The sequence below is a fragment of the Polaribacter sp. MED152 genome (genome assembly GCF_000152945.2).
Classification (GTDB): domain Bacteria; phylum Bacteroidota; class Bacteroidia; order Flavobacteriales; family Flavobacteriaceae; genus Polaribacter.
Map to the genome: position 1 here is coordinate 2,907,493 of NC_020830.1, position 25,470 is coordinate 2,932,962.

At 30.8% G+C, this 25,470-nt stretch carries 18 protein-coding genes; 13 read left to right on the top strand and 5 right to left on the bottom strand.

All coding sequences use genetic code 11. From position 1 onward, the window contains the following. The first annotated feature begins 1 nt into the window (after window position 1). From MED152_RS13060 to MED152_RS13105, 10 genes are all read left to right on the top strand, one after another. Window positions 2–322: a DNA-directed RNA polymerase subunit omega gene (locus tag MED152_RS13060; protein WP_015482371.1), complete on the top strand. Its 321-nt coding sequence runs from the start codon at window positions 2–4 to the stop codon at window positions 320–322. A gap of 3 nt (window positions 323–325) precedes the next feature. Beyond that, window positions 326–1,537, top strand: a complete 1,212-nt coding sequence (coaBC, locus tag MED152_RS13065) for a bifunctional phosphopantothenoylcysteine decarboxylase/phosphopantothenate--cysteine ligase CoaBC (protein ID WP_015482372.1) — start codon at window positions 326–328, stop codon at window positions 1,535–1,537. After that, complete coding sequence (locus MED152_RS13070) at window positions 1,530–2,420, top strand: DUF4835 family protein (RefSeq protein WP_015482373.1); 891 nt, start codon at window positions 1,530–1,532, stop codon at window positions 2,418–2,420. The genes coaBC and MED152_RS13070 overlap by 8 nt, the downstream gene beginning before the upstream one ends. A gap of 60 nt (window positions 2,421–2,480) precedes the next feature. Next, window positions 2,481–4,133, top strand: a complete 1,653-nt coding sequence (recN, locus tag MED152_RS13075; RefSeq protein WP_015482374.1) for a DNA repair protein RecN — start codon at window positions 2,481–2,483, stop codon at window positions 4,131–4,133. A 53-nt stretch (window positions 4,134–4,186) separates the two neighbouring features. Further along, window positions 4,187–5,002, top strand: coding sequence for an enoyl-ACP reductase (locus MED152_RS13080; protein WP_015482375.1), 816 nt, complete (start codon window positions 4,187–4,189; stop codon window positions 5,000–5,002). Between the two features lie 188 nt (window positions 5,003–5,190). Beyond that, the gene (locus tag MED152_RS13085; RefSeq protein ID WP_015482376.1) at window positions 5,191–6,153 is read left to right on the top strand and encodes a glycosyltransferase family 2 protein; all 963 of its coding nucleotides are present in this window, start codon (window positions 5,191–5,193) and stop codon (window positions 6,151–6,153) included. 25 nt (window positions 6,154–6,178) lie between these two features. Beyond that, window positions 6,179–10,222: an FG-GAP-like repeat-containing protein gene (locus tag MED152_RS13090; protein WP_015482377.1), complete on the top strand. Its 4,044-nt coding sequence runs from the start codon at window positions 6,179–6,181 to the stop codon at window positions 10,220–10,222. Window positions 10,223–10,316: 94 nt separating this feature from the next. Then, entirely contained in the window at window positions 10,317–13,238 is a 2,922-nt protein-coding gene (locus MED152_RS13095) for a GH92 family glycosyl hydrolase (protein WP_015482378.1), read from the top strand. A 3-nt stretch (window positions 13,239–13,241) separates the two neighbouring features. Next, window positions 13,242–14,231 (top strand): N(4)-(beta-N-acetylglucosaminyl)-L-asparaginase, encoded by a 990-nt coding sequence (locus MED152_RS13100; protein ID WP_015482379.1) that lies wholly within the window; start codon window positions 13,242–13,244, stop codon window positions 14,229–14,231. A gap of 9 nt (window positions 14,232–14,240) precedes the next feature. Further along, a complete protein-coding gene (locus tag MED152_RS13105) occupies window positions 14,241–15,569 on the top strand; it encodes a sugar MFS transporter (RefSeq protein WP_015482380.1) in 1,329 nt (442 codons plus the stop codon). Window positions 15,570–15,850: 281 nt separating this feature from the next. On the opposite strand, the gene yidC is transcribed toward MED152_RS13105, so the two are convergent. After that, window positions 15,851–17,728 (bottom strand): membrane protein insertase YidC, encoded by a 1,878-nt coding sequence (gene yidC, locus MED152_RS13110; RefSeq protein WP_015482381.1) that lies wholly within the window; start codon window positions 17,726–17,728, stop codon window positions 15,851–15,853. Window positions 17,729–17,893: 165 nt separating this feature from the next. Next, complete coding sequence (locus MED152_RS13115; protein ID WP_015482382.1) at window positions 17,894–19,507, bottom strand: CTP synthase; 1,614 nt, start codon at window positions 19,505–19,507, stop codon at window positions 17,894–17,896. Between the two features lie 106 nt (window positions 19,508–19,613). Here MED152_RS13115 and MED152_RS13120 point away from each other — a divergent pair, with 106 nt between their 5' ends. The 3 genes from MED152_RS13120 to carB all read left to right on the top strand — a co-directional run bounded on the left by MED152_RS13120 (window position 19,614) and on the right by carB (window position 23,529). Continuing rightward, entirely contained in the window at window positions 19,614–20,276 is a 663-nt protein-coding gene (locus MED152_RS13120; RefSeq protein WP_041383712.1) for a hypothetical protein, read from the top strand. A 128-nt stretch (window positions 20,277–20,404) separates the two neighbouring features. Then, window positions 20,405–20,566: a 50S ribosomal protein L34 gene (gene rpmH / locus MED152_RS13125; RefSeq protein WP_015482384.1), complete on the top strand. Its 162-nt coding sequence runs from the start codon at window positions 20,405–20,407 to the stop codon at window positions 20,564–20,566. A gap of 107 nt (window positions 20,567–20,673) precedes the next feature. Next, the gene (gene carB / locus MED152_RS13130) at window positions 20,674–23,529 is read left to right on the top strand and encodes a carbamoyl-phosphate synthase large subunit (protein WP_015482385.1); all 2,856 of its coding nucleotides are present in this window, start codon (window positions 20,674–20,676) and stop codon (window positions 23,527–23,529) included. A gap of 51 nt (window positions 23,530–23,580) precedes the next feature. On the opposite strand, the gene MED152_RS13135 is transcribed toward carB, so the two are convergent. From MED152_RS13135 to MED152_RS13145, 3 genes are read right to left on the bottom strand one after another with little or no spacing between them, the layout of a single operon-like run. Continuing rightward, on the bottom strand, window positions 23,581–24,486 hold the full coding sequence (locus tag MED152_RS13135; protein WP_015482386.1) for a DUF5777 family beta-barrel protein: 906 nt from the start codon (window positions 24,484–24,486) through the stop codon (window positions 23,581–23,583). Continuing rightward, window positions 24,476–25,024, bottom strand: coding sequence for a YceI family protein (locus tag MED152_RS13140; protein ID WP_015482387.1), 549 nt, complete (start codon window positions 25,022–25,024; stop codon window positions 24,476–24,478). The genes MED152_RS13135 and MED152_RS13140 overlap by 11 nt, the downstream gene beginning before the upstream one ends. Next, window positions 25,017–25,454, bottom strand: coding sequence for an OB-fold putative lipoprotein (locus MED152_RS13145; RefSeq protein ID WP_015482388.1), 438 nt, complete (start codon window positions 25,452–25,454; stop codon window positions 25,017–25,019). The genes MED152_RS13140 and MED152_RS13145 overlap by 8 nt, the downstream gene beginning before the upstream one ends. Window positions 25,455–25,470: the final 16 nt, after the last annotated feature.

Here is a 25,470-nt window from a genome sequence, read left to right on the forward strand (position 1 = left end):
TATGGATTATAAAGACACAAAAGCAGCTATAAGTACTATTACTTATAACAAGAACGAGATTGAAGCACCTACTGAAAATATCTACGAAGCAATTTCTATAATTGCAAAAAGAGCAAATCAAATCAATTCTGATTTAAAGAAAGAGTTAGTAGATAAATTAGATGAGTTTGCTACTTATAATGATAGTTTAGAAGAGGTTTTTGAAAACAAAGAACAAATAGAAGTTTCTAAATTTTACGAGCGTTTGCCAAAGCCAACTGCAATTGCAGTAGAGGAGTGGTTAAATGATAAAGTATATTACAGAACTCCAGAAGCAGAATAAACCATGTCTGTTTTAAGTGGTAAAAAAATTCTTTTAGGCATTACTGCAGGAATTGCTGCTTACAAAACAGCCAGTTTAGTTCGCTTACTTATAAAATTAGACGCAGATGTTAAAGTAATTATGACACCTGCGTCTAAAGATTTTATAACACCTCTTACACTTACCACACTTTCTAAAAACCCTGTTAATTCTGCTTTTTATGATAAAGAAGATGAAAACGAGGTTTGGAATAATCACGTAGATTTAGGCCTTTGGGCCGATTATTTTTTAATTGCACCTGCAACTGCAAACACACTTTCCAAAATGGCAAATGGTGTTTGTGATAATTTGTTGTTAGCTACATATTTATCTGCTAAATGTCCTGTTTATTTTGCACCAGCTATGGATTTGGACATGTATAAACATCCTTCTACAAAAGAAAGTTTGTCCAAACTTCAATCGTACCAAAATGTAATGATTCCTGCTACTTCTGGAGAATTAGCAAGTGGTTTGGTTGGTGAAGGTAGAATGGCTGAGCCAGAAGATATTGTATCATTCATAGAAAATGATGTACTTTCTAAATTACCATTAAAAGGTAAAAAAGTATTGATTACTGCAGGGCCAACTTACGAGGCTATAGATCCTGTTCGATTTATAGGAAATCATTCTTCAGGTAAAATGGGTTTTGCAATTGCTAAAACTGCTGCTAATTTAGGAGCTGAGGTTTATTTAATTTCAGGGCCAAGTCATCAGAAAATAAAACATTCTTTGGTAAAGAGAATAGATGTGGTTTCTGCTGAAGATATGTATATTGAAGCACATAAGCATTTTGAGGAGGTTGATATTGCTATCTTATCTGCAGCAGTTGCAGATTATAAACCAAAAAATATAGCAGATCAGAAAATAAAAAAGAAAGATACTTCGTTAACTATTGAGCTAGCACCAACAAAAGATATTTTAGCCTCATTAGGTGCTATAAAAAAAGATCAATTTTTAGTTGGCTTTGCATTAGAAACAAATAATGAAGTTGAGAATGCTATTGGCAAAATAAAAAGAAAAAACTTAGATGCCATAGTTTTAAACTCGCTAAAAGATAAAGGTGCTGGGTTTGCAACGAATACAAATAAAATTACTATTATTGATAAAGATTTTAATCAGAAACCATTCGATTTAAAGTCTAAAGATGAGGTTGCTAAAGACATCATCAATGAAATTATACTAAAGTTACATGCGTAAATTAATTCTTCTATTAACCTTGTTTTTTGTGGCATTCAATAGCAATTCGCAAGAATTGAATTGTTTGGTGAAAATAAATTATGAGCAAATTGCAGGTTCAAATAGACAGGTTTTTGTAACCTTAGAAAATGCACTTTCAGAATTTATCAATAAAACAAAATGGACAGAAAGAGTTGTTCAGGCTGAAGAACGAGTAGATTGTGCAATGAATATTATCATCACCTCTAGAAATGATAATACGTTTAATGCAACAATTCAGGTGCAATCATCAAGACCAATTTATGGTTCTAGCTATTTAACACCAATTTTAAATATTAAGGATAACGATTTTACATTTCGTTATAATGAGTTTGATCCTCTAAATTATAACAGAAACGCTTTCGATAGTAATTTAATATCTACCATTGTTTTTTATGTTTACACAATTTTAGGAGTAGATGCAGATACTTTTTCTAAATTTGGTGGCGATTATGAGTTGAAAGAAGCTCAAAATGTGATGTTGCAAGCACAGCAAAGTGGTATTGCATCTTGGCAAAATGTAGTTGGTAAACAAAATAGATATTTATTGATTGATAATTTGTTAGCTCCTAAACTTAAAAAGTATAGAGAGGTGATGTATGATTACCATATAAAAGGGATGGATAATTTTGTGTCGAACAAAGAATTTGCCAAACAAACCATAGAAACTAGTGTGCTCTCTATGGAGCAGTTGTTCAATAAAACAGTGGGTAATTACTTAATTCGAATCTTTTTTGATGCAAAAGCCAATGAAATTGTAAATATATATTCAGATGGCCCAAGAACTAAAAATAGTTCTAATGTTAGTACTACATTAAAAAGAATTTCTCCAAATAATAACGCAAAGTGGAGAAATATTGAATAATATTTTCTTTTAATTTTCTGATATTATTTCACTAATTTTAACCTACAAAAATTAGTAAACTTGCTTACACAACTTTCTATAAATAACTACGCTTTAATCAATCAATTAGCTATTGATTTTTCTTCTGGTTTGTCTATTATAACAGGAGAAACTGGAGCAGGAAAATCTATCTTGTTAGGTGCTTTAGGTTTGGTTTTGGGTAACAGAGCAGATTTATCTTCTTTAAAAGATACTACTAAAAAGTGTGTAGTAGAAGCTAAGGTTGCTATAGAAAGTTACAATTTAATAAGCTTTTTTAATGAAGTTGATTTAGATTACGAAGCAGAAACCATTATAAGAAGAGAAATTTTGCCTTCTGGTAAATCAAGGGCTTTTGTAAACGATACACCAGTAAAGTTAAGTGTGTTAAATGAGTTGAGGGTAAAGTTGATTGATGTTCATTCTCAACATCAAACCATGCAATTATCAGATAATGGTTTTCAATTTACTATTCTTGATGCACTTGCTAAAAATAAGGCTGAATTAGAAAAATATGCTGTTCAATTCAAGAGGCTAAATCAATTAAAGAAAGAATTTCAGGAGTTAGAACAATCTCAAAAAGAGGCCAATCAAAAACATGATTATAATTTGCATTTGTTTAATGAGTTAGATGAAGCAAATTTAAAAGCCGATGAACAAGAAGATTTAGAGGAAAAATTAGAAAAGCTTAATAATATTGAAGATATTAAACTTAATATTTCTGAGGCTTTAGAAATTTCTGAGAATGATGAAATTGGTATTCAAAACTTACTAAACACTTTAGAAAACAGGTTGTCTAAAATCGCGGGTTTTTCTAAAGAATATCAAAACTTATCAGAAAGAGTAACTTCTGTAAAAATTGAGTTTGATGATATTGTTTCTGAATTAGAAAATGCAAATGAAAATGTAGATTTTAATCCGAATGAAATAGAGGAGCTAAATGATAGATTACAGTTAATTTACAACTTGCAGAAAAAGCATTATGTAAATTCAAATCAAGAATTATTAGCTGTTTTAGAAGAATTATCCACTAAAGTTTCTCAAGTCGAAAATGCTGAAGAAACTATTAATAATAAAAAGAAAGAAATTGAAGAAGTCTCTAAAAAGTTAGATGCTATTGCTTCAATCATTTCAAAAAATAGAACCAAGGCTATACCTAATTTAACCAAAGAGTTAGAAACTCTTTTAGCAGATTTAGGTATGGAAAATGCACGTTTTTCAATAAAAGTAAATTCTGGCAAAACTTATTTCGCAAATGGTAAAGATGAACTTTCATTTTTATTTTCGGCAAATAAAGGAGGGAATTTTGGCGAATTAAAAAAAGTAGCTTCTGGTGGTGAATTGTCTAGAATAATGCTTTCTGTAAAGAAGGTGTTGTCTGCAAATACACAGTTACCAACCATTATTTTCGATGAAATAGACACAGGAGTTTCAGGTGAAGTTTCTAACAAAATAGCAGCTATTATGCAGCAGATGAGTAATAATATGCAAGTTATCGCTATTACCCATTTACCACAAATTGCAGCAAAAGGTGTTAATCATTACAAAGTATTTAAGAAAGACGAGAATGGTATTACCACAACAAATTTAAAACAACTTTCTAATGAAGAAAGAGTTGTAGAAATTGCAGAAATGTTAAGTGGTAAAGACATTTCAGATTCAGCTTTAACACATGCCAAAGAGTTATTAAATTAAGTATCTTTGTCTTATCAACTAAAAAATAACCAGTAAATAGAATATTTAGTATTATGTATAATTTATTAAAAGGAAAAAGAGGAATTATTTTTGGAGCTTTAAATGAGCAATCAATTGCTTGGAAAGTTGCTGAAAGAGCACATGAAGAAGGTGCAACTTTCGTTTTAACAAATGCACCAATTGCTTTAAGAATGGGCGAGTTAAATGCTTTAGCAGAAAAAACAAATTCTCAGGTTATAGGAGCAGATGCAACATCTATGGATGATTTAAACAATCTAGTAGAAAAGTCTATGGAGATTCTTGGAGGTAAAATAGACTTTGTTTTACATTCAATTGGTATGTCTGTAAACGTGCGTAAAGGAAAACATTATACAGATCCTAAATACGATTTCACTACAAAAGGTTGGGATATTTCAGCAGTATCTTTTCATAAAGTAATGAATGTTTTATACAACAAAAATGCCATGAGTGAGTGGGGTTCTATTGTAGCTTTAACATATATGGCAGCTCAAAGAGTATTTCCAGATTATAATGATATGGCAGATAATAAAGCATATTTAGAGAGTATTGCACGTAGTTTTGGGTACTTCTTTGGTAGAGATCACAAAGTTCGTGTAAACACAATTTCTCAATCACCAACACCTACTACTGCAGGAAGTGGAGTAAAAGGTTTTGATGGTTTTATAGAGTATGCAGAAAAAATGAGTCCATTGGGTAATGCAACTGCTTTAGAATGTGCTGACTATACTATTACTATGTTCTCAGATTTAACTAAAAAAGTAACTTTACAAAACTTGTTTCATGATGGAGGTTTCTCTAACATGGGTGTAAGCGATCCTGTAATGGATAAATTTGTAGGCGAAGAATAAGGGTTTTGTAAGAAGCAATTTCCTGCTTTTACTACTCGCTTTTTTCGTACCTCAAAAGAGCTCAAACAAAACGTTCAATCAGGGCTAAACCTGTTTGCCAACAATTGTAAAATATTAAAATGCAAATCTTATTTAGGTTTGCATTTTTTGTATTTTTACAAGAACTACAAAAGTAAAACCAGTTATCATTGCAGCATTCTAATATTAACTTTTCTATTATTATTCCAGTTTACAATCGTCCAAACGAAATAGAAGAATTGTTGGCGAGTTTGGCAAAGCAAAATTTTAATCAAGATTTTCAAGTGCTAATTATAGAAGATGGTTCAGATAAAAAAAGCGATGTAATTGTAGAAAGTTATCAGACAAAACTTAACATAGAATATTTTTACAAAGAAAACACAGGAGCAGGAGCTAGCAGAAACTTTGGTATGCAAAAAGCATCAGGAAATTATTTTATCATCCTAGATTCAGATGTTATTTTACCTGAGCAATATTTAACTGAGGTTCATAAAGCCTTACTCAAAAATTATACAGATGCTTTTGGTGGGCCAGATGCTGCTCATAAAAGTTTTACCTATTTACAAAGGGCAATCAATTACTCTATGACCTCTTTATTAACTACAGGTGGCATTCGTGGTAAAAAACAGGCTGTTGGTAAATTTCAGCCTAGAAGTTTTAATTTTGGAATATCAAAATTCGCTTTCACCAAAACCGCTGGTTTTTCTAAAATGAAGAATGGAGAAGATATCGATTTAACCTTTAGGCTTTGGGAAAATGGTTTTAAAACTCAACTTATAGAAAGTGCTTACTTATTTCATAAAAGAAGAAGTTCTTTACAACAATTCTTTAAACAAACCTTTGGTTTTGGAACAGCAAGACCAATTTTAAATGCTAAGTTTCCTTCTACTTCAAAAATAACCTACTGGTTTCCTAGCCTATTTATTTTAGGCTTTGCTTTTAGTATTGTTTTAGTCTTATTTGGTAATCTGTATTTATTTAGTTTTTACTATTTATACTTCATAGCACTCTTGCTAGACGCCACTTGTAAAAACGGATTTATAGTTGGTTTTTTAGCTATATTTACTTCACTAACTCAGTTTATGGGTTATGGTTTAGGATTTTTAAAGTCTAAATTTTTTATCAGTAACTAACATTTAATCAAATTAATAAGTGGCAATGCAATTTCATAAAAATATCATTTTTATTTTAGTGCTTGTACATTTTCTGGTTTATCAAAATGCGCAAACTCAAAAGCCTTTTAAACATGTAGAAAGTAAAATTGGTTTTCAAAATTTAAAAGAAAATAATGGAGTTTCTGTGGCCGATTTTGATGGTGATTATGATTTAGATGTTTTTGTTGTTTCTGTTTGGAAAGATGAAGCAGGTAATCAAACCACCCAAAGTAAACTATTTCGAAATAATGGTAATGGTTCTTTTACAGATGTTACTTTTGGGTCTGGCTTAGAGAATTTGTTGCCAACCGAAGATTTAGACGCCACTTATGATAATTTTCTTGGTTTAAAAGGTTATAAATTTGGAGCTTTTTGGGGAGATTATGATAATGATGGTGATCCTGATATTTTCTTCACGTATTTATCTAAAGTGCAGTTATTTGAAAATATAGGCGATGGAAAATTCCAAGAGGTTACAGATATAGCAGGTATCACTAAAATAAACGATTGTGAAAATACAGGCGCAGTTTGGTTTGACTATGATAATGATAGCTTTTTAGATTTATATGTAGTAGACTGGAAAGGCTGCAATACCAATACCTTATATCATAACAATGGTAATGGAACCTTTACAAATGTAACTGCATCAACCAATATTATCACACAAATAGATTTACCTGGTTATACACCCTTTCCTTTCGATTTTAATAACGATGGTTTTATGGATCTTTATATCACGAACGATCTTCGAAAACAGAATCAGTTATTTATCAATAATAATGGACAATCTTTTACAGAAGCTGCTACAAATTATGGCTTAGAAGCTAATTTTAATGATATGGGCATTGCCATTGGCGATTATGATAAAGATGGTTATTTTGATTTTTACGTTACAACTATTGCAAATAATTCGCTTTTAAAAGGTAATGAAAACAACACTTATACGAATGTTGCAGAAAATTTATTAATAAACAATACTAACTTTTCTTGGGGAACAAAATTTGGCGACTTTGATTTAGATGGTGATGAGGATTTAATCGTTGTAAATGGATTTAAGAATTCCAGCGAAGTAGAATATAACAACGTGTTTTTTGAAAATAATACAGTAGATAATGAGGTGGTTTTTTCTACTACTCAAATAACAGGAATTGAAGATTTAACTGTAAGTGTAGAGGTATTAGATTTTGATTACGATTTTGATGGTGATTTAGATTTAATCGTAACCAACTCAGATCGAAATACTTATTTCTACGAAAACACAACTAGAGATGCTTCTAACTTTAATTTAACAAAATGGTTTCAGTTAAGTTTAGAGGGTACAATATCAAATAGAGATGCAATAGGTACAAAAATCACCTTAATTACAGATGAAGATACTTATATTCGATATTATTCAGGAGTAGGTTTTCTGGGTCAAAGTTTAAAACCTGTTCATTTTGGTTTAGATGATGCAACAAAAATTAATCAGCTGATTATAAACTGGCCTTCAGGTCACGTAGATTCTTATTCTAATTTAGAACTAAATACTTTTGGTAAGGCTATAGAGAATGATTCTTATGCAAAACTTAACATACAACCAGCGATTAAAGTTTCTGGTTGTACAGATGTAAATTCGTGTAATTATAATCCTCAGGCAACCATTAATGATGGCTCTTGCAAGTATTTGGAAGTAGCAGATGAAATTAGTGGAAATACTACACCAGCTTATTTTAGCAAAGAAACCTATAGTTTTAGCACCTCTAATGGTGCAGATATTTCTTGGCAAGTTGATGGAGGAGAAATACTAAGTGGTCAAGGAACTTCAGAAATAGTAGTTCAATGGCAATTTCAAACTGGAGGAAAAGTAAGTTTAGGATTAGCTTCAGAATCTTGTAAAAGTCAAGAGGTAACTAAAGCAATCATTTTAAGTTTACAAAACCTTGCAGAAAATAAATCAATAGCGCGTATTTGGAATGAAGCTTTGTTAGAGGCAATTAGAGGAGATTTTGCAAGGCCAACAATACATGCTCGTAATTTGTTTCATGTAAGTGTTGCTATGTTTGATGCTTGGGCAATTTATAGTGACAAAGCAACTCCATATTTAATGGGCAATAATGTAAATGATTTTACTAGTAATTTAAATGATTTTACACCAAATGAATCCATTGAAGCTTCAAGAAAAAAAGCAATAAGTTATGCAGCTTATCGCGTATTAAGTTATCGCTTTAAAAATTCTCCAAGCCATAATACAACTCAACAAAAGTTAAATGATTTGATGAGTCAACTTAATTTTGATATTAATTATACCGATATTAATTATGAAGATGGCAATGCAGCTGCATTAGGTAATTACATTGCAGAAACTATAATTAGTTATGGCAATCAAGATGGTTCTAATGAGTTGGCAAATTTTGAAAATCAATTTTATGAACCTGTGAATAATCCCTTGGTTCCTGAAACTCCTGGAAATTCAGAATTATCAGATCCTAACAGATGGCAAACATTAAGTTTAGACACTTATATAGATCAAAGTGGGAATTTAATTGAGGGTGATGTCATAGATTTCTTGAGTCCTGAATGGGGTGTAGTTGCGCCATTTTCTTTAGAGAATGAAGATAAAAAAGTGATATTTAAAAACAATAATAATTATACGTTGTATCATGATATTTCTGCTCCACCATTATTAGATGAGAATGATTTGGTTTCCTCCAATCACTATAAAAACGGATTTACGCAAGTCGCAATTTGGGGAAGTCATCTAGACCCAAATGATAATGTAATGTGGGATATTTCTCCAAAATCGATAGGTAATTTATCTTCAAATAATTTCCCAGATTCTTATTCGAATTACGATAATTTTTACAAACGATTTTTAGGTGGTGATAGTAGTGAAGGTCACAATACAAATCCAATTACGAACGAAATCTATGAAACTCAAGTTGTACCTAGAGGAGATTACACAAGAGTTTTAGCTGAATTTTGGGCAGATGGTCCTGACTCAGAAACACCTCCTGGACATTGGTTTACCATTTTAAATGAAGTAAATGATCATGACTTATTAGTTAAAAAAATAGCAGGTGAAGGAGAAGAATTGTCCCATTTAGAATGGGATGTAAAATCGTATTTTGTTTTAGGAGGTGCCATGCATGATGCAGCAATTGCAGCTTGGAGTTTAAAAGGGTATTATGATTATATAAGACCAATTTCTGCTATCAGATATTTGGCAGATTTAGGTCAAAGTTCTGATGAGAACTTGCCAAATTATAATCCACAAGGAATTTTATTAGAACCAGGATTTATTGAGTTGGTTAAAGAAGATGATGCATTGGCTTTGCGTAATCCAGAAAATATTAATAAAATTAAATTATATACTTGGAGAGGTCATGATGAAATTACGAACACTAACACAGACAAAGCTGGTGTTGGTTGGATTTTAGCTGAAAATTGGTGGCCTTATCAAAGACCAAGCTTTGTTACTCCGCCTTTTGCAGGTTTTGTTTCTGGACATTCTACATTTTCAAGAGCTGCTGCAGAAGTACTAACTCTTTTTACTGGAGATGCTTTTTTTCCAGGAGGAATGGCCGAATTTATAGCAAAAAAGAATGAATTCTTAGTGTTTGAGCAAGGCCCTTCTGTTGATGTAAAATTGCAATGGGCCACTTATAGAGATGCTTCAGATCAATGTAGTTTATCTCGCATTTGGGGAGGAATTCATCCTCCTGCAGATGATATTCCTGGTAGATTAATAGGTGAAAAAGTAGGTGTACAAGCATTTAATTTTGCTTTGCCTTATTTTGACAAAAATGTTCTGGCATTAGATGATAATGTTATGGATTTGGTAAGTAAGGTTTTTCCAAATCCAGCAAATAAACAACAAGAATTAATAGTTACAAATACTTCAAATGAAGACGAGTTTTATTTAGTTGATGTAAGTGGTAGAGTTATTAATATTCAGCAAAATTTTATTGTGATGAATAATCAAACTAAAATCAATTTGTCTAAAATTGCTAGTGGTATTTATATGCTTACGAATACCAAAGGCAAATCGTTCAAAATTATCGTTCAATAAATCTCAAAAAAATCACTATTTAAGTTTTTTTAGAGTTTAAATTTTAAGATTCATTTTTGTTATCTTGTGAGAATCTTAAAAATCATTTCTTAGAATGAAACTACAATCGGTATTTTATTTTATTCTGATAGCGTTATTATCTTGCCAGAATAAAAATTCTAACGCTACAATCTCCCAAGATAAATCACTCATTTCTTATGTAAATCCGTTTATTGGTACAGGTGGTCATGGACATACATATCCAGGAGCTACATTACCTTTTGGAATGATGCAATTATCTCCAGATACAAGATTAGATGGTTGGGATGGTTGTTCTGGTTACCATTATTCAGATGATGAAATTTATGGTTTTTCACATACACACTTAAGTGGAACAGGTGTTTCTGATTATGGAGACGTTTTGTTAATGCCAACAAATGAAATGATTTTTAATAATGGCGCAGATGGTAATAAAGGTTATAAATCAAAATTTTCTCACGAAAATGAAATTGCTGAACCTGGCTTTTATAAAGTGCTATTAGAAGATACTAATATTAATGTGGAGCTAACTATTTCTAGACGAAGTGGAGTGCATAAATACCAATTTCCAGATTCAAGCAATAACTATATAATACTCGATTTAGAACACAGAGATGAATTATTAGCACATAATATCACTCAAGTTACACCGAAAGTAATTCAGGGTTTTAGGCACTCTAAAGCATGGGCTAGCAATCAAAAGTTATTCTATTATATAGAGTTGTCTCATGAGTTTGAATTGGTATATGAAGACAATCAAAAACAGTCAAAAGCTGCATTAAAAATAAACAACCCTAAAAATGAAACTGTTTTTGTAAAAATCGGAATTTCTGCAGTTGATAGTAAAGGTGCTAAGCAGAATTTAGAGGCTGAAATAGGAAATAAAAATTTTGAACAAGTTAAAAAAGAAGCTCAAGATATTTGGGAGCAGCAATTGCAGAAAATTGAAGTGATAGATAATAATGAAGATTATAAAACCAATTTTTATACTTCTATGTATCATGTGGCTCTAGCTCCAAATTTATATCAAGACGTAGATGGGAGGTATAGAGGAATGGATTTAAATATTCACAAAACAAATGACTTTGAGTATTATACCGTATTTTCTTTGTGGGATACTTACAGAGCAACACATCCTTTATATACTATCATAGAACAAGAAAAAACCAATCATTTTATAAATACGTTTTTAGCAAAATATGATGAAGGTGGCATTATGCCAATTTGGGATTTATCCGCAAATTATACAGGTTGTATGATAGGTTATCATGCAGTACCTGTTATAGCAGATGCTTATTTAAAAGGCATTAGAAATTATGATGTAGAAAAAGCGTTTACTGCAATGAAACATTCTGCAAATCAAGATAAATTGGGGTTGCAATACTATAAAGAATTTGGTTTTATCCCTGTAGAAAATGAGTCGGAGTCCGTTTCTAAAACCTTAGAATATGCTTATGATAATTGGTCTATTGCAAAAATGGCTGAAAGTATGGGTAAGGATAAAGATTACCAAACATTTTTAGAAAGAGCTCAATACTACAAAAATGTTTACGATCCAGAATCGCAATTTATGCGTGGTCGATTTAGAAACTCATGGTTCTCTCCTTTTGATCCTTATGAAGTAAATTTTAATTATACAGAAGCAAATGCTTGGCAATATAGTTTTTATGTTCCTCAAGATATTACTGGTTTTATAAAATTGATTGGAGGTAAAAACCAGCTAGAAAGTAATTTAGATAAATTATTTTCTGCCAACCAAAATACTTCTGGTAGCCATCAAGCAGATATTACAGGTTTAATTGGGCAATATGCACATGGTAATGAACCTAGTCATCACATGGCTTACTTATATAATTTTGTAAATAAACCTTCTAAAACTCAAGAGAAAGTCAATCAAATTTTAACGGAATTGTACACAAATTCACCTGATGGAATTTCTGGTAATGAGGATTGTGGACAAATGAGTGCTTGGTATATTTTTTCATCTATGGGCTTTTATCCTGTAACTCCAGGTGCTAATGAATATATTATTGGTACACCAATATTTGAAAAATCCACAATACATTTAGAAAATGGAAAATCGTTTACGGTTGAAGCAAAAAATAAATCCGAAGAAAATATTTACATTCAATCTGCCACTTTAAATGGAGAAGATTATTTGTATTCATATTTAAATCATCAAGATATTATGAACGGAGGTAAATTAGTGTTTACAATGACAAATACGCCTTCTGATTGGGCTACAAATGATAAGCATATTCCTTCTACAGCTATCAATGATCATTTAATAGTAACTGCACCTTTTATTGAAAAAGGAGCTATTGCTTTTAAGGAAAGTACTAGTATTACTTTGGCAAATGTAGATAAAGAAGCTTCTATTTTTTATAGAGTGGGTTACAAAGGAGGATATAAAAAATACAAGAATTCCATTTTGATTGATAAAGGAATTTCATTGTATGTCTATGCTGAAAAAAATGGAGTAAAAAGTGCCACAGTTAGAACCGGTTTTTACAAAATAGATCCGAATATTAAAATAGATTTAAAATCGGAATATGCAAATCAATACAATGCAGGTGGAGACAACGCTTTAATTGATGGTGTGTTGGGTGCAGAAGATTTTAGAACTGGAACTTGGCAAGGTTATTTCGATACGGATTTAGTTGCTGTGGTTGATCTTGGCAAAGTAAAAAATAATGATGGTAGAATTAAAGTACAGTTTTTAGAAGATCAAAAAAGTTGGATTTTCCTACCAACTAAAATTACTTGTTTCGTCTCAGAAGATGGTATAAATTATGCTTCTTTGGGTGAATTTGATATTGATGTTGAAGAACAAAAAGATAGAAGTATAAAAGGATATACATTTTATTATCCAAAGAATTCAAAAGTTAGATACGTAAAGTTAGTTGCAAATAAGTTAGGAGCACTTCCAAAATGGCATTTAGGAGCAAAACATAATGGAAAAAGTTGGTTGTTTGTGGATGAAATTCAATTTAAATAAAAAATGAAAAGAAGAAATTTTATAAAAAAAGCATCTGCTACAGGCTTAGGTTTGGCTACTGTTTCATCATCAATCTTAAATTTTGATAGAAAAGAGTTTAGAAAAAATAAATCTGCAGTAATAAAACCCTTGGTAATTGCAACTTGGAGAACTGATTTGGCTGTAGAAACTGCAGCTGAAGTTTTAGAAAAAGGGGGTTCTGCTTTAGATGCTGTTGAGCAAGGTTGTAGAATAGAAGAGGCTAATGAAAAAAATCAAACAGTTGGTTTGGGAGGTTTACCTGATAGAGATGGAAATGTAACTCTAGATGCCTGTATTATGGATGCTAAAGGAGGTTATGGGTCTGTTTTGGGTATAAAAAATATAAAGCATGTAATTTCTGTAGCTAGAAAAGTTATGGAGGAAACACCTCATGTTATGCTGGTTGGAGAAGGAGCAGAACAATTCGCAGTAAGTAAAGGTTTTAAAAGAGAAAATTTGCTAACCGAAAAATCTAAAAAAGATTGGAAGAAATGGAAAGAAAAATCGGAATACAAACCAATTATTAATATTGAAAATCACGATACAATAGGGATGTTAGCTTTAGATAAAGAAGGTAATATTTCTGGAGCCTGCACCACAAGTGGTTTGGCTTATAAAATGGCTGGTAGAGTAGGAGACTCACCAATAATTGGTGGTGGTTTGTTTGTAGATAATGAAGTTGGTGGAGCTGCTGCTACTGGTTTAGGTGAAGAGGTTTTAAAAACTGTTGGAAGCTTTCTTATTGTAGAATTAATGAGGCAAGGTAAAACGCCTCAAGAAGCTTGTGAAGAGGCTATAGGCAGAATTGTAAATAAACCTGGTAAAAACTATAAAGATTTTCAAGTTGGTTATATTGCAGTAAATAAAATGGGAGAAACAGGTGCTTATTCAATTCATGAATGGTTTAGTTACAATGTTTATAAAGACAAATTAAACCAAAATATAAAGTCAGATTTTTTCAATAAAGTTTAAAACTATTCTATGTCAGCCTCAACTAAATCTTATAAAAGTGCTTTTATTTTTTTAACTACCTTGTTTTTTCTTTGGGGTTTTATCACAGTTTTAGTAGATAGTTTAGTGCCAAGATTAAAGGATGTTTTTGAAATTTCATATGCAAAAACAGTTTTAATTCAGTTTGCTTTTTTTACAGCCTTCTTCGTTTTTTCATTACCTGCAGGTTTTATTTTATCAAAAATTGGTTACAAAAAAGGAATTGTTTTTGGTTTACTTACAATGGCCTTGGGTTGTTTATTATTCTATCCTGCTTCAGAATATAGAAATTTCACCATTTTTTTAATTGGTTATTTTACATTGGCTGGTGGTATAACAGTGTTGCAAGTAGCAGCAAATCCTTATGTAGCTTTACTGGGTAATGAAGAAGGGGCAAGTAGTAGATTAAATTTATCGCAAGCATTTAATTCTTTAGGAACCACAATTGCACCCATTATTGGGGCATTGTTTTTATTAAGTGATTCTGTAAAATCATCTACAGAGATAGCCATTTTAAGCGATTTGGAGAAGAGTAACTATTATATAGCTGAAGCTGAAACTGTGCAAACACCATTTTTTATAATAGCACTATTTATAATCGTTTTGGCTATAATCTTTGCATTTATAAAACTACCTAAAGTTATGCAAGAGTCACCAAAAGGTGGTTATTTCACTTTGCTAAAGAATAAAATGATGTTAATGGGGGCATTAGGCATATTTGTTTATGTGGGTGCTGAAGTTGCTATTGGTAGTTTTTTAGTAAATTATTTTGATACTATGAATTTGGCAACAGTTGTTTCTCAGAATGAAACAATGATGGGCATTGCAAATACAATTGCGAGTGTTTTTAATAAATCGTTTTCTGAAGCAGATCCGAAGTCATTATTAGGAATTTTTGTGATTTTTTATTGGGGAGGAGCAATGATTGGTAGATTCATAGGGGCTTATCTAACTAAAATTTTAGCTCCTGGTAAAGTGTTAGCCATTTTTGCAGGCTTTGCAATTACCCTGATTTTTATCTCAATTAATACAGTAGGCTTACTTTCTATGTGGTCTATTTTGACTGTTGGTTTATTTAATTCGATAATGTTTCCAACTATTTTTACGTTAAGTATAGAAGGTTTAGGAGATTTAAAAGCCCAAGCATCTGGTTTGTTATGTATGGCAATTGTGGGTGGTGCAATTATTCCTTTTGCCTTTGGTAGCTTAATAGATAATTATGGTTTTAAAACAGCGTTTATTTTGGCTATTATCTGTTATGCCTATATTTTATTCTATGGTAGATTTAAGGGTAAAAACTTAGTCACTAAAAATTTATAAAAGTGATACATGCAGTTGCAATTAAAGCTACAATGAACATAATAATTCTAGATTTCTTTAAGTTTCTTTTTTTTGATAAAACATAAATACTAACTAAAACTGAAAGAAATAGATAAATCATTTGTTGATTAAAACTACTAAAAGGGATTATAAAATAGTAGATTCCTAAAAGGACGAATGGCAATAAGTTGAAGATTTTCTTATTCATATTTCAAATATAATAAGAAAAACCCAAAACGTAATCGTTTTGGGTTTTTCTATTTAATTACAAGTACTACTTGCTATTTTTTCTGTTGTCTTGCTTGCTGCTCTTGTGCTTGTTTCATTGCAGCATCAATTCTTTGTCTGAATTTGCTTTTTGCTTTTTCAGGACGTTTTTTATTCTCTTCTATTTGAGCATGAATCTTTTCTTCATCAATTACATAGTTCTTAATTACTAACATAATAGAGATAGTTAATAAGTTAGAAATAAAGTAATACAAACTTAATCCACTTGCATATCTATTAAAGAAAATTAACATCATAATAGGTGAGAAGTAAATCATGTATTTCATCATTTTACTCATATCTGGCATTCCTTCTTGAGTAGGTGCTTGCATATTAGCTTGCTGACTTTGGTTCATTCTCATGTAAAAGAAAATAGCAATAGAAGCTAAAATTGGAAATAAACTTACATGGTCTCCATAAAACGGAATTTCGAAAGGAAGATTAAATATTACATCATAAGATGATAAATCTGGCGCCCATAAAAAGCTTTCTTGACGTAAAGCAATGTTTGTTGGAAAAAACTTAAATAATGCAAAGAATATCGGCATTTGTAATAATGCAGGTATACAACCAGACATCATATTTACTCCTGCTTTTCTTTGAATCGCCATTGTTTCTTGCTGACGTTTCATAGCATTTTCTTTACCAGGATATTTTTTATTTAGCTCTTGTAATTCAGGTCTTATCACCTTCATTTTTGCACTAGATAAATAAGATTTATAAACTAATGGAGACATTAAAATACGAACAACAATAGTCATCAGAATAATAATTAAACCGTAATTAGTTAAGAAACCTTCTAAAAGATTAAATACAGGATAAAATACGTTTCTGTTTAAGAATCCAAAAATACCCCAACCTAAATCTGCAGTTTCGTCTAAATCTGTGCCTTCAAAAGTTTTTAATAAATTATAATCACTTGGGCCATAGAACCATTTCATGTTATAATTTAATTCCCCACCTGTTAAAGCTAAAGGAGTTTTTAATTCATATCTTTTTGTAAAAACGGTATCTAATTTTTCGTCTTCAACTAAATCTGAAGAGGTTACAGTTGCATTGTTAAAAGGTGTGTCTGTTAACAAGTTAGACATGAAAAAGTGCTGTTTATAAGCAACCCAATCTATATCATTGGCAATTTCTGTATTACCTGCATTTAAATACTCAACTTCATCTTCACTTTTATAATAGTAGTAAGAATACATGGTATTCTCTGTCTTTAAACTTCTTTCGTGTCTAAAACCATCTAAAGTCCAATCTAAGTTGATAGGATTAGATGAATTAAATACGCCATCTAAACCTTGTGATCTTATAGAAAAATCAACAAAATAATCATCTGGTTTTACTTCGTATCTGTATTCTAAATATTGACTATCAGAAACCTTTAATTTCATAGATAGCACTGTGTTTTCTCCACTATTTGTTAAAGAAGGTTCAAAGAATAAATCTTTAGTATTTAAAATTCTATTGTCTGTAGTTCCAAAATTGATATTGAAAGAGGCATTATTATCCTTAATCATATATAATGGAAGTGAATCATAAGTTTGGTAATTTTTTACCAAAGCTTTTACAATTTGTCCACCTTTGTTATCAATAGTTAATTTTACCAAACTATTTTCAATTACAGTAGTGCCTTCTTTACCATTTAATGCACTTTGTGCAAAAGCACCTAATTTATTTTGTAAAGCAATTTGTTTTAAAGAATCATTTTCAAAAACTGGTGCTGCAATGTTTTTGGTGTTTTCCTTGTCATTATTTGAAGTAGTTTCTACAATTTCTTGTGGTTGTTGCTCTTCCAATTCTTCTGGCTTGTTGGTATTAAAGTACCACAACAAAATTCCTGCAAGAAGAATCATTCCTATAAAAGAATTGTAATCGAATTTTTTTTGTTCCATGTGTAAATTAAAATGTCAGTTTGTCACTTTAGCAAGATATATTCTTGTATTAAACGCGACAAATGTAGTTAAAAAGCAGATTTTTGATTGATTTTCTACTCTTAAATAATATACTTTTTAATAGTTCAATTAGTGTTCCACTTTAAAAAGAAGTTTATCAAAACCCTATTTTTTAGATTGTTTTAAAGCAGCTTTAATGAAATCTACAAATAAAGGATGAGGTTTCAATACTGTACTTTTGTATTCAGGGTGATATTGAACACCTACAAACCAAGGATGATTTTCTAATTCAACAACTTCTACCAAACCTGTTTTAGGGTTAATACCAGTAGCCTTTAAACCAGCACTTTCCATTTGTTCTAAATAGGTGTTGTTAAACTCATATCTATGTCTGTGTCTTTCGCTAATCAATTCAGATTGATAAGCATCGTAAACCTTAGATCCTTTCTTAATTTCACAATCCCAAGCTCCCAAACGCATTGTGCCACCTTTGTTGGTTACATTTTTTTGGCTATCCATTAAGTTAATAACAGGATGTTTAGCACTTTTATTCATTTCAGATGAACTAGCACCTTCTAAATTAAGTACGTTTCTTGCAAATTCAATGACAGACATTTGCATACCTAAGCAAATACCAAAAAACGGAATATTGTTTTCTCTAGCGTATTTAACCGCCTTTATTTTACCTTCAATTCCTCTATCTCCAAAACCAGGAGCAACTAAAATTCCGTTTAAACCTGCTAATTTTTTTTCAACAGATTTAGGAGATAAACTTTCTGAATGAATCCATCTTACTTTAACCTTAGTTTCGTTAGATGAGCCAGCATGTATAAATGCTTCTGTAATCGATTTATAAGAATCTTGTAATTCTATATATTTCCCTATTAAACCTATTTCTACCTCAGACTTTGGGTTTTTATGTTTCTGTAAAAAGCTATTCCAAGTTTTTAAAGCAGGTTTCTTTTTAGATTCTAATTGTAGTTTATTTAAAACCACTTCATCTAATCCTTCATTCAGCATTAAATTAGGAACATCATAAATTGTTTCTGCATCAATAGACTGTATAACGTCTTCTTTTTTAACATTACAGAATAAAGCCAGTTTACGTTTAATGTCATCAGAAATTTCATGTTCTGTTCTACATACTAAAATATCTGGGCTAACTCCACTTTGCATTAACATTTTAACAGAATGCTGTGTAGGTTTTGTTTTTAATTCACCTGCAGCAGCTAAATAAGGCACTAAGGTTAAGTGAATTACAATTGCGTTTTCTTCGCCTTTTTCCCAAAGCATTTGTCTTACAGACTCTACATAAGGTAAAGATTCTATATCACCTACAGTTCCACCAATTTCTGTAATAACAATGTCATACTCACCAGTTTCGCCTAAAAGTTGAATTCTACGTTTAATTTCATCAGTTATATGTGGAATTACTTGTACTGTTTTTCCTAAAAACTCTCCTTTGCGCTCTTTGTTAATTACAGATTGATAAATTCTACCTGTAGTAACATTATTGGCTTGAGAAGTTGGTATGTTTAAATAACGCTCATAATGACCTAAGTCTAAGTCAGTTTCAGCACCATCATCAGTAACATAACATTCTCCATGTTCATATGGGTTTAATGTTCCTGGATCAATATTAATATAAGGGTCTAATTTTTGAATCGTTACAGAAAAGCCTCTTTCTTGCAATAGTTTTGCTAATGAAGCAGCTATAATTCCTTTTCCAAGTGATGAAGTTACGCCTCCTGTTACAAAAACGTATTTAGTATTGTGCATGGTTCTTTTAGGTTTGGGCAAAAGTACTAACTCTGCTTTTTATCTCAAATAAAAAGATGCATAATTGTAAAAAATAATTTAGAATAACTTTTGATGCTTTATGCACATGAAAAAAGTACTATTATTTTGTGTTATTATAATATTTAGTGGCTGTTCAATTTTATTTCCCAATCACTTTGAAAGAAAATCTGCAAATTATATTTTAGAAGATCTTTGGGTAACATCAACCTTAGATTACAATAAAAATGTAAAATATCTCATAAATAGCACTCAAGAAAATTATTTGGCAAAAAGCACTGACGGCTATAACGAGTATGTAATAGATTTCTTTAAAGAAGAGTTTAAAAATCAACCTTACCTGAAAGGAAAGTATAAAGATGCCAATGGCAAAATTATCATTCCCTTAAAACTTGACTATCATCCGACTCAAGAATATTTAAAGATTATAAAGCAAACTACAGATATCGATTATTTAGTTTTAACAAAAATATTAGGTGCAGAGCAAATCAATAAATCTAATGATGCAAGATATCATGGTTTAAAATTTCAAAGTAATTTATTAGCTGGTTCTGTTGTGTTTTTGAAAATTATAGATCTAAAAAACAATACAACACCTATAGAAATACAATGTCAAGGTTCTGTTTATGATAGCGCAAATTTTAATTTTGATACAAATTCATATGAAGATGATGGTAAAATTGCCACATACAAAAGCGAAGAACAGCTGATTAAGAAGTGTTTTAAGCGAATTTTTAGAAGGATTAAATAATTTTCTATTTTTTTTCAAATAGTATTTGTCAAAAATAAAAACAGTTGTATATTTGCACACGCTTTTAATAAGGTGATAATCTTATAGCGAAAAGAAAATAATTAAGAAGATTTTTAAAAATACAGATAATGCCAAAAAGAACGTATCAACCATCAAAGAGAAAGAGAAGAAACAAACACGGTTTCATGGAAAGAATGGCTTCTGCTAATGGTAGAAAGGTATTAGCACGTAGAAGAGCTAAAGGAAGAAAGAAATTATCTGTTTCATCTGAAGCTAGACCAAAAAGATAAATGATTAACAATTGTTAATATATTAGGTGTTACTTTTTTAAGTAACACCTTTTTTTATACCCAAACCCTAACTATTTTTGTAAAACTAATAAATACAACAACTTACAATGCCAAAAAGAAAAGACCTCAAATCAATTTTAATTATAGGATCTGGACCTATTGTTATTGGTCAAGCTTGTGAATTCGATTATTCTGGTTCACAATCTTTACGTTCTTTAAGAGAAGATGGTATAGAAACCATTTTAATTAACTCGAATCCTGCAACAATTATGACAGACCCATCTATGGCTGATCATGTGTATTTGTTGCCACTAACTACCAAGTCTATTATCCAAATTTTAAAAGAGCATCCTCAAATTGATGCTGTTTTACCAACAATGGGTGGACAAACTGCATTAAACCTATGTATTGAAGCAGATGACAAAGGTATTTGGTCAGATTTTAACGTAAAAATGATTGGTGTTGATATTAATGCCATTAATGTCACAGAAGATAGAGAGCAGTTTAGAGAATTAATGGGAAATATTGGGGTAGCAATGGCTCCTCAAGAAACAGCAACATCTTTCTTAAAAGGTAAAGAAATTGCACAACGTTTTGGTTTTCCTTTAGTAATACGTTCTTCGTATACCTTAGGAGGTGCAGGTGCATCTATAGTGTATAATCCAGAAGATTTTGATGAGTTATTAAGTAGAGGTTTAGAAGCATCACCAATTCATGAGGTGATGATTGACAAAGCCATGATGGGTTGGAAAGAGTATGAATTAGAGCTGTTAAGAGATAAGAATGATAACGTTGTTATTATTTGTTCTATAGAAAATATGGATCCTATGGGTATTCATACAGGAGATTCTATTACAGTTGCTCCTGCAATGACTTTATCAGACAAAACTTATCAAAAAATGCGTGATATGGCAATTCATATGATGCGTTCTATTGGTGATTTTGAAGGCGGTTGTAATGTACAATTTGCAGTTTCTCCAGATGAGAAGGAAGAAATTATTGCAATTGAAATTAACCCAAGGGTTTCTCGTTCGTCTGCATTAGCCTCTAAGGCAACAGGTTACCCTATTGCAAAAGTTGCTACAAAATTAGCTATTGGGTATACTTTAGATGAATTAGAAAACGGAATTACAAAATCTACATCAGCATTATTTGAGCCTACTTTAGATTACGTAATCGTAAAAATTCCACGTTGGAACTTTGATAAATTTGAAGGTTCAGACAGAACTTTAGGTTTACAGATGAAAGCTGTAGGTGAAGTTATGGGTATTGGACGCTCTTTTCAAGAAGCATTGCACAAAGCCACTCAATCTTTAGAAATAAAAAGAAATGGTTTAGGAGCAGATGGTAAAGGGTATACCAACTACAATCAAATTATAGAAAAATTAACCAACGCAAGTTGGGATAGAGTTTTTGCAATTTACGATGCAATTGCAATGGGAATTCCTCTAAGTAAAATTTACGATATCACTAAAATAGACATGTGGTATTTAAAACAATATGAAGAGTTATTTCAGCTACAAAAAGAAATTTCTACTTATACAATAGATACTATAGAAAGAGATTTATTATTAGAGGCAAAGCAAAAAGGATATGGAGATAGACAAATAGCACATATGCTAGAATGTCTAGAAAGTGAAGTGTATAGCAAAAGAGAAGAACTTAAAATTCAAAGAGTTTATAAGTTAGTAGATACTTGTGCTGCCGAATTTACTGCAAAAACACCTTACTACTATTCAACTTTTGAAAATGAAATCGAAACTGCAGAAGGTGATATTACTATTGCCAATGAAAGTATTGTTTCAGACAGAAAAAAGGTAATTGTTTTAGGTTCAGGACCAAACAGAATTGGGCAAGGTATTGAGTTTGATTACTGTTGTGTACATGGAGTTTTAGCAGCTGCAGAATGTGGTTATGAAACAATTATGATTAATTGTAATCCAGAAACTGTTTCTACAGATTTTGATACTGCAGATAAATTATATTTTGAGCCCGTTTTCTGGGAACATATTTATGATATCATTCGTCATGAAAAACCAGAAGGTGTTATTGTTCAGTTAGGAGGACAAACTGCATTAAAGTTAGCTGAGAAGTTAACAAAATACGGAATTAAAATTATTGGTACTTCTTTTGAAGCGTTAGATATTGCAGAAGATAGAGGACGTTTTTCATCAATGTTAAAAGAGAATAACATTCCTTATCCACAATTCGGAATTGCAGAAACTGCAGATGAGGCTTTAACTTTAGCAGATGAATTAGACTTTCCTATTTTAGTTAGACCTTCTTATGTATTAGGTGGTCAAGGAATGAAAATTGTCATCAATAAAGAAGAATTGGTAGAGCATGTAGTAGATTTATTAGGTAAAATGCCAAATAACAAACTATTGTTAGACCATTATTTAGATGGAGCTATAGAAGCAGAAGCAGATGCAATTTGTGATGCTGATGGTAATGTTTACATTATAGGAATTATGGAGCACATAGAACCTTGTGGAATACATTCAGGAGATTCTAATGCAACTTTACCAGCATTTAACTTAGGTGAGTTTGTGATGCAACAAATTAAAGATCATACACATACAATTGCTAGAGCTCTAAAAACTGTTGGTTTAATAAACATACAGTTTGCTATAAAAGATGATACAGTTTATATTATTGAAGCAAATCCTAGAGCTTCTAGAACAGTACCTTTTATTGCAAAAGCTTATAAAGAGCCTTATGTTAATTATGCAACTAAAGTAATGTTAGGCGCTAAGAAAGTAACAGATTTCGATTTTAATCCTCAATTAGATGGTTTTGCAATTAAGCAACCAGTATTCTCTTTCAACAAGTTTCCAAATGTGAATAAGAAACTAGGTCCAGAGATGAAATCTACAGGAGAAAGTATCTTATTTATAGACAGTTTAAAAGACGATGATTTTTACGATTTATATTCAAGACGTAAAATGTATTTAAATAAGTAATATTTAAATTAAATATACAAATAAGCCAATGAATAATTCATTGGCTTTTTTTTATTTGAGCTTATTCTTTTTAGTGTGGAGCACAAAAGTTGCATTAAACCCGAAATGAAAATTACCATCCTTGGCATTAAAATTATTTCTAGTTTGGGTGATAAAAGTATCCTCAGCAAAGTTTCTAGCATTAGTCATTTGAAATTGCAGTAATAAATCACCCAATTCCCAATTAACTCCAACCATAAAAGCATTATAAGTATCTATTGATTTTAAAGGATTTGCAACCAAGTAATATTCAGAAACTATAGAAGCATGGTTGCTAATTTTATGTCTCCCTCCAAAACCTAGTGCAAACTGATTATTAGGATCGTTTGTAGTTTCGTTGTTTTCTCTTCTAATATAAGTAGGCGTTATTTGTAAAGACAAATTCGAATTAAACTTTCTTGCAATTAAAACCTGACTTGTAAACGCATATTTATTATCAGAACTGCTAGGTGCATACAAATTTGTATTAGTGTTTTCTAAACTTCTGTGAGAAATAGTTTGTAATAAAGTAACAGAAACCCAATTTTTTTTATTGTTCTTCTGCTGTAGTAGCTTGTATTTTAAGAAACCATCAGCAATTTTATCATGATCTTCATAGCCAATTCCAAAGGTTAAATTATTTGTAAAAGAATAGCTTAAGCCATATCTTCTGCTTACAACATCAGCTAAAAATCGCTGTCCTTCAAAATTAGGAATATTCCAGTACCTGTTGTAAAGTGATATTTCTAGAGCACCCTTTTTTCTTGTTTCAATAGAATGCCCTAAACCAATTCTTGTAGTTTTAAAAGTGGCAATAGTATTTGTATTTTCAGAAGGAAACTCATTGTTTAATTTATTTAATAAATCTTGAGCGTTTAAGGTGCAATTGGTTGATATGAAAAACAAAAAACCAAGCAAAATTATTTTGTTATTCTTCATAAGGTTGGTATTTAAAGTCAAAATTTACTAAAATGGTTTTTGCAATATTACTTGCTAAAATTGGCGGAATTTGGATTTGAAAATCATTTACATTTACTTTAAAATCGCCATAAATTCTATAATTTCCATTAGTTTTTTCGATGTTTGCTTTAATCTCAGTTGGTTTTGTAATTCCATGAATGGTTAAATTACCTCGAATTATTTTAGTTTGATTTTCTGTTGTACTAGCATCAAAATCAATTACAGTTCCTGTAAAGTTTGCCTTTGGATAAATGTCTGACTCAATATAACTCTCATTAAAATGTTCGTACATTAAATCTTTTTTAAAGACAAAAGCACGCATTAACATGCTAATGGCAATTTCTTTTTTTTCAACATCAAAAATGCTTAATACTTGGTTGTTCTTAGCCTCAATATTTTCTGCAGAAGTATAAGAGAAAAAAGTAACCTGACCTTGTCTAGCAATAAATTGGTAGTCTTCAGAATCAGAGTTTCCTATGGCAAAAAAGATTAATAGAAACAGTAATAGTTTATTCATTTGGTTTTAGTTCTATTGAGCAATTTAATAGTATAACATCTTTTAAAAATCCTTTACAAATGCCTTTTACTTGTATTTTTTGATTTTTTTGTATCTGATTAAATTCAGTTGTGAAATTAGGATTTATATCGCAAATAACACCAAAAGAATTATGTTCACTTGCTAAAATAATGGTATTTCTGTTATTTAATGTAGTAGTTTCTTCAACTATACCTATGACTTCAATAATTTTACCAGCGTATAATTTGTTTGAATTTTCTTCATTTTTTACATATGCGTTTGTAAGATCATTTGCATTTAAAACGAGTTCTGGTGTTTTGTCAATCAAATTCTCTGTCTGCTTATAATCTTCAGATACAAAAGCATATTTGATCACAAACATTAAAATTAGTAATATGAGAATTACTAAAATGTATTTTTTTCTCTTCATTATATTGCTAATTTAG